The organism is Micromonospora sp. ALFpr18c, assembly GCF_008868155.1.
In the GTDB taxonomy this organism is placed as follows: Bacteria; Actinomycetota; Actinomycetes; order Mycobacteriales; family Micromonosporaceae; genus Micromonospora.
This window is the reverse complement of the sequence record NZ_WBKR01000239.1, coordinates 1-8,727: the sequence shown is the minus strand read 5'-3', so window position 1 is coordinate 8,727 and position 8,727 is coordinate 1. Positions and strand designations below refer to the sequence as shown.

General features: G+C 68.6%; 10 protein-coding genes. 4 read left to right on the top strand and 6 right to left on the bottom strand.

The annotated features are described in order from the left end of the window. The first annotated feature begins 140 nt into the window (after positions 1 to 140). Complete coding sequence (locus F8271_RS27965) at positions 141 to 953, top strand: MMPL family transporter (protein ID WP_151492837.1); 813 nt, start codon at positions 141 to 143, stop codon at positions 951 to 953. Between the two features lie 71 nt (positions 954 to 1,024). Here F8271_RS27965 and F8271_RS27960 read toward each other — a convergent pair whose 3' ends face one another. Next, positions 1,025 to 2,992 (bottom strand): amino acid transporter, encoded by a 1,968-nt coding sequence (locus F8271_RS27960; protein ID WP_151492838.1) that lies wholly within the window; start codon positions 2,990 to 2,992, stop codon positions 1,025 to 1,027. A gap of 520 nt (positions 2,993 to 3,512) precedes the next feature. Continuing rightward, a complete protein-coding gene (locus F8271_RS27955; protein WP_151492836.1) occupies positions 3,513 to 3,920 on the bottom strand; it encodes a hypothetical protein in 408 nt (135 codons plus the stop codon). On the opposite strand from F8271_RS27955, the gene F8271_RS32660 reads away from it, so the two are divergent. Continuing rightward, on the top strand, positions 3,919 to 4,056 hold the full coding sequence (locus F8271_RS32660) for a hypothetical protein (protein WP_192580493.1): 138 nt from the start codon (positions 3,919 to 3,921) through the stop codon (positions 4,054 to 4,056). The genes F8271_RS27955 and F8271_RS32660 overlap by 2 nt on opposite strands. Here the strand turns inward: F8271_RS32660 and F8271_RS27950 are convergent. Beyond that, complete coding sequence (locus F8271_RS27950) at positions 4,034 to 4,750, bottom strand: DUF899 family protein (protein WP_151492835.1); 717 nt, start codon at positions 4,748 to 4,750, stop codon at positions 4,034 to 4,036. The genes F8271_RS32660 and F8271_RS27950 overlap by 23 nt on opposite strands. Before the next feature lie 137 nt (positions 4,751 to 4,887). Here F8271_RS27950 and F8271_RS27945 point away from each other — a divergent pair, with 137 nt between their 5' ends. Continuing rightward, positions 4,888 to 5,808 carry an RNA polymerase subunit sigma-70 gene (locus F8271_RS27945; protein ID WP_030490338.1) on the top strand — a complete coding sequence of 307 codons (921 nt, stop codon included), beginning with the start codon at positions 4,888 to 4,890 and terminating at the stop codon, positions 5,806 to 5,808. Positions 5,809 to 5,825: 17 nt separating this feature from the next. On the opposite strand, the gene F8271_RS27940 is transcribed toward F8271_RS27945, so the two are convergent. Together F8271_RS27940 and F8271_RS27935 are read right to left on the bottom strand one after the other, a co-directional pair. Further along, positions 5,826 to 6,233, bottom strand: a complete 408-nt coding sequence (locus F8271_RS27940) for a DUF2267 domain-containing protein (protein WP_151492834.1) — start codon at positions 6,231 to 6,233, stop codon at positions 5,826 to 5,828. Between the two features lie 74 nt (positions 6,234 to 6,307). Further along, positions 6,308 to 6,988: a TMEM175 family protein gene (locus tag F8271_RS27935; RefSeq protein ID WP_151492833.1), complete on the bottom strand. Its 681-nt coding sequence runs from the start codon at positions 6,986 to 6,988 to the stop codon at positions 6,308 to 6,310. 354 nt (positions 6,989 to 7,342) lie between these two features. On the opposite strand from F8271_RS27935, the gene F8271_RS27930 reads away from it, so the two are divergent. Beyond that, a complete protein-coding gene (locus tag F8271_RS27930) occupies positions 7,343 to 8,179 on the top strand; it encodes an aldo/keto reductase (RefSeq protein WP_151492832.1) in 837 nt (278 codons plus the stop codon). A 129-nt stretch (positions 8,180 to 8,308) separates the two neighbouring features. Here the strand turns inward: F8271_RS27930 and F8271_RS27925 are convergent, their stop codons facing one another. Next, positions 8,309 to 8,557, bottom strand: a complete 249-nt coding sequence (locus F8271_RS27925) for a hypothetical protein (RefSeq protein WP_225854816.1) — start codon at positions 8,555 to 8,557, stop codon at positions 8,309 to 8,311. Positions 8,558 to 8,727: the final 170 nt, after the last annotated feature.

The following is an 8,727-nucleotide window of genomic DNA, read 5'->3' as shown; positions in this document are numbered from 1 at the left end:
CGCGATCGGCTGGCACCGCATCAACGGCGACACCAACATCGCCCGCGCCAACCGCCGCTCCGACCGCCGATCACACGACCTCATCGACGCCGTGACCAGCAGTTACACCAACACGCAATGACCCTGGCGTCGGGAGCCTGATGCCCGGACCCGCCGGCAATCCCGCCACCATCAGCTCGGACGGCACCGCCGCACAGATCAACCTGCTGCTGAACACCAGCCCGTACTCCAATGACGCGCTCGACCTCGCCGGTGACGACCAGCGGCAGGTGGCCCACGCCCAGGCTCCGGCCGGGACGACCGCGCTGGTCGGCGGCGTCAGCTCGGTCTTCGCCGACATTCGCGACGCGAACACCCGCGACCTGTGGGTGATCTTCCCGGTGGCCGGGGTGCTGATCGCGGTGATCCTGGGCCTGCTCCTGCGCAGCCTCGTCGCCCCGGTGTACCTCATGATCGCGGTCGGCCTCGGCTTCGTGGCGACGCTCGGCGCGACCGTCCTGGCTTTCCAGGGTGTCGGGGGTCGGTCCGGCTTGTCGTTCTTCCTGCCGATCATTCTGTACCTCTTCGTGGTCGCGATCGGCACCGACTACAACATTCTCATGATCGCCCGGCTACGCGAGGGGGCACGGGCCGGCAACGATCCCCGTACCTCGGCAGCATTGGCGATCCAGCACGCCGGACCGTCGGTGGCCGCCGCCGGTCTGATCCTCGCCGGCACGTTCACCTCGATGCTCTTCGCCGGGGTGTCGTTCCTGACCGAGATGGGTTTCGCGGTCTCGGTGGGAATCGTGCTGTCCGCGTTCGTCATGTCCCTGTTCCTCGTCCCCGGCCTCACCGCGATGCTCGGCCACGCCGCCTGGTGGCCGGGTCACGGCGACGCCACCCGGTCGGACCCGTCGGCGACGCCCAGCCCGGCCATGGAAGCCGGGTCGGAGGCCGCGCCGGCCCACTGAACGACCGTGGGGCGCCGACTGGCGGCATGACCGTCAGTCGGCGCCCTGCCGTCGGGAGGGGGGTGGCCTCGTCAACCGCCGACGTGGATCCCGGGTCGGCGAGCGGGATCAGGCTCGGCCTTGCGGATGATCTCCCGCACCACCGGTGGGGTGTCGCCCCGCCCGAGGATGAGGTACCGCAGCAGATGCGCGATGGGATTGCCCTCGGACCACTCGAAATGCGCGTGGGGGCGTAGGCCGGTGGCGTCGCGCAGGGCCAGCAGGATCGCCGCGATGGCGTTCGGCGCTGCCGGGCTCTGCGCCCGAAGCACGCGGTAGCCGTCTACCTCGACCCCGCGGACCCGCAGCACGTCGCTGAAGTCGGACGGGTCGATGACCTGGATCTCCAGGAACATCACGTCGGCGGCGCCGGGTACCGGGTTCATCCCGCGCTGCGCGCGTTCCTTTGCGCGGTACTCGGCGCTCGTCCCGGAGTGCGGGCGGTGCGCGACGACGTCGAGGCGTCCGTCGAACTCGATGGAGTCGACGATGAACCGGCGCGCGAGCTCGTCGAACTCGATCCGCTCGGCCCGCAGTTCGGTCGTGCGGGACACGCGGGAGATCAGCGATACCGCGATGATGCCGGCGATGAACAGGCCGGAGATGGCAATCCCGTCCGGCTTCTCGCGTACGTTCTCCATCAGCGCGTACAGCAGCACCAGCGTGAGCGCGGCGAACCCGGTGGTGGCCCAGCGTTGGTGGCGGCGCAGCGCCGAGATCGTCACCGCGACCGCGCCGGAGACCATCATCGCCAGGATGCCGGTGGCGTAGGCACCGGCTTGAGCGTTGACGTCGGCCCCGAACGCCACGGTGATGCCGATGCTGATGACCGTGTAGACGATCACCACAGGCCGCACCGCCCGGCCCCATTCGGGTGCCATCCCGTACGAGGGCAGGTAGCGCGGCACGATGTTGATCAAACCGGCCATCGCCGAGGCGCCCGCGAACCACAGGATCAGCACACTGCTGATGTCGTAGACGGTGCCGAAGCCCTCACCGAGATACTGGTGGGCCACATAGGCCAGGGCCCGCCCGTTGGCGTCGCCGCCGGGCTCGAACTGCTCGGCGGGGATCAGCACCGTCGTGACGAACGTGGTGGTCAGCAGGTAACCGGACATGATCAACGCGGCGGTGGTGAGCAGCTTCCGGGTATTGCGGATCCGGGCGTCGAAACGCGCCTTGGCGTCGTCGCCGTCGCTCTTGACCAGCGGCATCATGCTCACGCCGGTCTCGAAGCCGGACAGGCCCAGCACCAACAGCGGGAACGCCAGCACCGCGGGGCCCACCACGTCGCCGACGCCACCGGTGCCGGCGGTCAGGGCGTCGGTCCAGCCCGAGAGCAGCGCCGGGTCACCGATCACCTCGACCAGCCCGACGGCCACGATCACCGCGTTCAGCAGCAGGAACATCGCCACCAGGGGAATGGCGACTCCGACCGCCTCGCTGAAGCCGAGCAGGAACACCGCGCCCAGGATCAGTAGCAACACCACCGTGACGAGCACTGCGGCGCCCTGCCCGTGAGGGAAGCCCTGCGGCAGGATCGGATTCTCCAGCAGATGCACGGTCGCGTCCGCCGACGACAGCGTGATCGTGATGATCCACGACGTCGCCACGAAACCCAACAGGACCAACACGAACACCTTGCCCCGCCAGAACGGCAGAAGCTTTTCCAGCATCGCCACCGATCCCTGCCCGTGGGGACTCTCGCGAGCCACCCGCCGGTACATCGGTAGCACCCCGAAGAGGGTCAACGCGACGATCAGGAGCGTTGCCAGCGGCGACAGCGCGCCGGCGGCCAGGGCCGCGATGCCGGGCAGGTAGGACAGGGTGGAGAAGTAGTCCACTCCGGTCAGGCACATCACCTTCCACCACGAGTGTGGCGTGGCGTGCGACTCGCCGGCCTCAGGACCGGCGGGTTGCACCTGATGGCGCAGCAGCCACCGCACCAGCGTCCCCGCTGGTGGGGCGGCCGCCGATGGCGTGTCCACACACTCGGGCATCACCAGGCCACCCGGACTGGGCGCGCCGTCGTCCGCCCGCGGATCCGGGCCCGGGTCGCGGTGCCCATCGCTGCCGGGACGTACGTCCGTGTCGGCCTCCTGCCCGCTGACCATCCCGACTCCATCCCCGTCCGGGCGGGAGCGCCGCCACCGCGTCCCGCCGAGCTTGCACACCCTGTCCGTTGCTGAGCAGCGCAGAGCCTACTCACCCTGCCCAACCAGTCCGCATCTCCAGGGTCGCTGACCGGATGACCGTCACCAACCGGCTGGCGGCCCCGCCCGACGCGATCATCGGGGAAGCGGTGCTCGCCATCGGGAAGCGGGACGCTGGGCTCGTCCGACGCGGCGCGGCGCTCGTGGGAGCTGGTAGAGGTCTCGCCGATCATGGACGGCGGGTGCGCCCAGCGGATGCTGAGCCGGCAGCCTTTGGAGGCGGCCATCGACGAACACCTGCTGTACCTGCGCGCGGTCTGCGGCCTAGTACTCCAACGTCACCTGATCTGCCGGCTGGTTTACTCGGCTAGCTCATGAAGAAGATCATGGCCGCGAGGCTTGCCCCCATGGCCAGGCGCTCCCAACGGAGCAGGTCCGTGATCGGTCGATTGCGCAGCCGGACGAGTGCGGCCGCCATCCAGCAGAGGTAAGCCGCCGTGGCGGCGCGTAGCAACACGAGCGCCGCGGCATGGCCGGTGACGGTGCCGTGGTCCATCCGGGACCCGGCGGCCATGTGGTGGATAGCCATCGACCCGCCGTGTTGATGCATCAGCACGGCGAGCGCCATGAGCACCGCCCCGGCCGTACGGTGCCACTCCACCTCCGGGCCGCGCTCGGTCGGACCGCTGGTGACGAGTGCCACCGCGAAGGCGAGGAGCAGCAGCGCGCCCGCGTACTGCACAACCGGTGCGGCGTCGACGGTCACCGCGACCATGACAGCCACCATCGCACCCGCGAGCATCCGGGCCCTGCGGGACGCGCCCGCCCGCGGCACGACGCAGCAGCAGGCCGACACCGCGGCCGACCCGAGCATGATCATCTCGAGCGTCAGGACGTCACCGCCGGCGTAACGCCGGGGCGTGACCATTGGGCGGTGGGGCGGCCGTTGAGCCGCCACGGGTGACCACTGACCCGCGGCCAACCTTGGGGTGAGTTTTCCCAGTTCTCTTGCCGGCCGTACACGGTGAGGTCCAAGGTGTGGTAACTGGTCGTCAACGCCTCCACGCCCCGCCCGGTGGTCCAGTAGGTTTCGTAGACTTGGTCGCCGTCGCGCAGGTAGCAGGCGATGAACCCGAATTCGCGACCGTCGGCCAGAGCCGGGTCGGAGTCTTTCGCCGAATACCAGGGGAACGGGTAGCCCATGAACTCCGCGAACGGGGCACTTTCGTCGTAGGGGCCCTGGCAGAACGCGGCGTAGGTGACGTCCCGGGCATGCAGGTAGTCCAGCATCTGCATGTGACAGGTCGAGAAGGTGCACCCCTCACACTGATCCCCGTACGGTTTGCCGTCGTGCCACATGTGGAAGTAGGCGATGAGCATCCGGCGGCCCTCGAAAACCTCCACCAGCGGGGTGTCCCCGCCGGGGCCCTGGACCGTCACCGTCGGCATCAAGGTCATCGGCAGCTGACGACGAGCGGCTGCGATCGCGTCTCCTTCGCGGGTGTGGGCCTTCTCCCGGGCCAGCAGTTCGTTGCGCTCGCGCAGCCAGGTCTCCCGGTCGACGACCGGGGGCGTGGCTGCGCCGGACGCGGGGGTTGCCGTCATGGCTGTCTCCTTCGTGGGGTGGGGATTGGTCACAGGTACAGACGACCGAGTCGGCGATCGTCATCGGTGACCGATGACGGATGGGGTCCGCGGTCGTCAGTACGGTTGTGAGGACCACTCAGCCCTGGGGAGATCACATGTCCGACTCGCCTGACGAGCAGGCGGTCTGGCTGCAGCGCGCCTTCGACGAGCACCGGCGCGAGCTACACGTGCACTGCTACCGCCTCGCGGGGAACGTCACCGACGCGGACGACCTGGTGCAGGAGGCCTTCCTGCGTGCCTGGCGGGCTCGCGACCGCTTCGAGGGTCGGGCGTCGGCGCGCACCTGGTTCTACCGGATCGCCACGAACGTCTTCCTCGACAGCCGCAAGGCGGCCGGTCACCGGACGGTTCCGTATGGTGACCCGCTGGAGTGGTCCACCGAGCTCGGTCCCTACCCAGACGCCCTGTTGGCCGACGATCCGCAGACCGGTCTCGCCGCCCGGGAGACCGTCGAGCTGGCCCTGATCGCAGCGCTCATGTACCTGCCGCCGCGGCAGCGGGCGGCCTTCGTGCTGCGCGACGTCTACGGCTGGACGCCGCAGGAGATCGCCGGCGCGCTCGACACCGCCGTAGCGGCCGTCAACAGCCTCCTCCAGCGGGCCCGCCACACCCTCCGGCGGCGCGCTCCGTCGGACCCACAGGACTGGCGCCGCCCGCAGCTCACCAGTGAGGACGAAGAGATCCTGCGCCGCTACGCCAACGCGAAGGACCCGGAGACGGTCCGGGCACTGCTCGCCGAGGACGTACGGATCACGATGCCGCCCGAGCCGCCGGTCGTCGGGATCGACGCGGCCGCGGAGTTCCTCGGCCGACCGCTCGACTGGCGTACCTTCCCCACCTCGGCCAACGGGCGCCCGGCACTGATCAACTATCTCCGCCGGCCCGGCAGCCCGCACTATGAGGCGCTGGTCGTCGACGTACTCCGGATCGAGAACGGGAAGATCGTAGAGAGCAACGCCTTCATCGGTGCCCGTCACGTCGCCGCCTTCAGCATGCCCGCCACGCTCGAGCCCTAGACGATGACGTTGGAGTACTAGGTGCCGATCCGGCGGGGCTGGAGCTGTCCCGACCCCGGCCCGGTCAACTGCCAGAACTCCTGCGGCAACTGGTCGACAAAGTCCCCGTACTCCTTCGCGCTGGCAGACTCACGGAGGGTGTCCAGCACGGCTCGCGCTCCGTCGGCGGCCACCTGGCGATCGACCCTTGCCCGGGACTGCACCCGTTCGAGGAATTCCGTGAGTCCGAACCGTTCCGGATCCTCGGTGGGCCTGGACACCAGGCTTCGTAGCTCCTCGGGGAGCTGGGAGGCGAGGTCCCTTGCCTGGCCGCCGGTGATCCGGTTTGCCATAGTCTCGAGCGTGGCGCGGGTGATCGGTTCGGCCTGCCCCGGCGGAACCTCGGGCCGTGCTGCCACAGACTGAATGAACTCGCTGTAGTTCACCTCGGATCCCCCCTTCGAACCGGATTGCCGCGGGTACCCGCCTGCGCCCGGGTGAAACGGCGGATCGCCCGCCCTCAACGCGGTGGGGGAGGGCGGTGGTTGGTACGTCGGGTCACTCGCAACTGATACAGGCCGGCGCTGGTGATCGCGTAGAAGACGGGCGGGAGAAGGAAGATGACCAGGCCGATCAAGGGCGCTACCAGGTAGCCCACGACCCCTGCAAGGAGGTACAGGACGACCCCGGCGAGGGCCCGGACCCGCTCGACCGGAAAGAAGCCGCCCTTGGCCTGGTCCTTCAGCAGGTCGGGGTTCCGGGCCAGGTAGTGGTAGAACGCCAGCCACGTCGCACACAGCAACGCGCCGATCAGCGCGTAGAAGGCGATGGCCACACGCTGGTCAGCGTTGTTGTGCTCCTGCAGCGCGTGCGACACGACGATGGTCGGAAACGGCAGCAGCGCCGTGCTGAACAGCACGAGCAGGTTCATCCAATGCAGACCGCGATCGACCTGTTGAATGCGGTTGAACGCCGCCTTGTGGTTGAGCCAGACGACGGCCACGTACGAGTAGGACGCGAGATAGGCGACGTACGACGGCCACTGAGCCAGCAAGCCGGACAGGAGGTGGCCAGGCGGGACGTCCGGCACCCGGAGGTCCAGGACCAGCAGCGTGATGATGATGGCGAAGATCGCATCGCTGAACGCGACGGCGCGGCTGGTGTCCGATCGGGTGCCTAGGTCCGTGTCTGGCCCGCTCACCGATTGCGCCTACCCGGGGTCGTCTGCGGCAAACAGCTGGGTAGCTCGGTTGCGAATGCGTGCGCCTGCAGATCGATGCCTTCGGATACGCTACATCCGGCCACCAGGCGTGCCACGGTAGCCGGATGCGGGTGGTGGTCAGGGTTTGCCGCGGCGGCGCATCGCTAGATCGCGGTCACCTTCCCGGTACGGGAACCCGCAAGCTGGGCAGCGAGGCCCGCTCGAGGGCGGACAATCCGGAGGTGCCCGTTGCGCGGCCGCTGCCTGCGGGGAGAGGGCCGCGACGCGCGTGTGCTGCCTCTCGCGGCGGGTAACCCAGACCACCCACTGTTACCCGGAGAGATCGACGTGACGATGCCTGCCGACGCGATCGAGCTACCGTCCGGCCAAACCATGCCCGTGCTCGGCCAGGGAACCTGGTACCTCGGCGAGCACCCCGCGAGGCGGCGGGACGAGATGACCGCCCTGCACACCGGGCTCGACCTGGGCATGACCATGATCGACACTGCGGAGATGTACGGTGACGGCGCTTCCGAGGAACTCGTCGGCGAGGCGATCGTCGGACGCAGAGCCGACGTGTTCCTAGTTGACAAGGTGCTGCCGTCCAACGCCAGCCGACAGGGAACCGTGCAGGCCTGCCGCCGCAGCCTGCAACGACTCGGCGTCGACCACATCGACCTCTACCTGCTGCACTGGCGCGGCACGCATCCACTCACGGAGACGATCGAGGCGTTCGCCGAACTCGTCGACGCCGGCGACATCGGGCAGTGGGGTGTGACTAACTTCGATCTCTCGGACATGACAGAACTCCTTGAGGCGGGCGGAGATGCCTGCGCGACCAATCAGATCCTGTACAACCTCACCCGCCGCGGTCCCGAGTACGACCTCCTGCCCTGGCTACGCGAGCACCGCATCCCGGTGATGGCGTACTCGCCGATCGAGCAGGGGCGGCTACTCGGTCACCCCCAGGTCGAAGAGGTCGCCGCCCGGCACGAGGCCACAGCCGCTCAGGTCGCGCTGGCCTGGGTGCTGCGGCAGGAGATGGTCGCGGCCATCCCCCGATCGTCCAATGCGAAACACACCCGAGAAAACGCCGAAGCGCGTGACGTACAGCTGACCGAGGAGGACGTGGCGGCACTCGACACGGCGTTCCCGCCGCCGGGAGGCCCACAACCGCTGGAGATGTTGTAGGGCCAGCGGCCCTTCCGGCGGGACCAGGCGAGATCGCCGTCGAGCTGGTGACGAACGGGATCATCGCGCGTGAGGTGAGCCCGTGCATCGAGCATCCCTGCGACCTGTGCGGAGCGGGGTCGCGTCGACTCAGCTACCGCTGTGCACCCGCCCGGCCTTCTCGTCCTGCCAGCCGTCGGGTTGCGGGTGGTAGCCGTAGGCGGCGGCCCGAACCGTCTCCTCATTCTCCAGGCCGGAGCCGATCGCGCCTCCCACAGTGGCCAGCGAGCTGGTGATCCAGGCGAGCGTCAGATAGTCGCTGAGACCGACCGACTGCTGCAAAGTCTGTTCCAGCACGGATGTGTCGATCAGCAGTGCCCCGACGAGCACCGTTCCCACGAGTAACACCACGTATGACACCGCCGTGGCCAGCGTGAGAGTAAGAGCGACCGGCAATAGGTATCCAAGATTCGGACAGTTGGATACCCGGGGGTAGCAAGCAGGCACGGGAGGTTGATCATCGGAGTTCTCTACGCTCAGTGATCAATGGAGTCCCGTGCCTGCCCTCC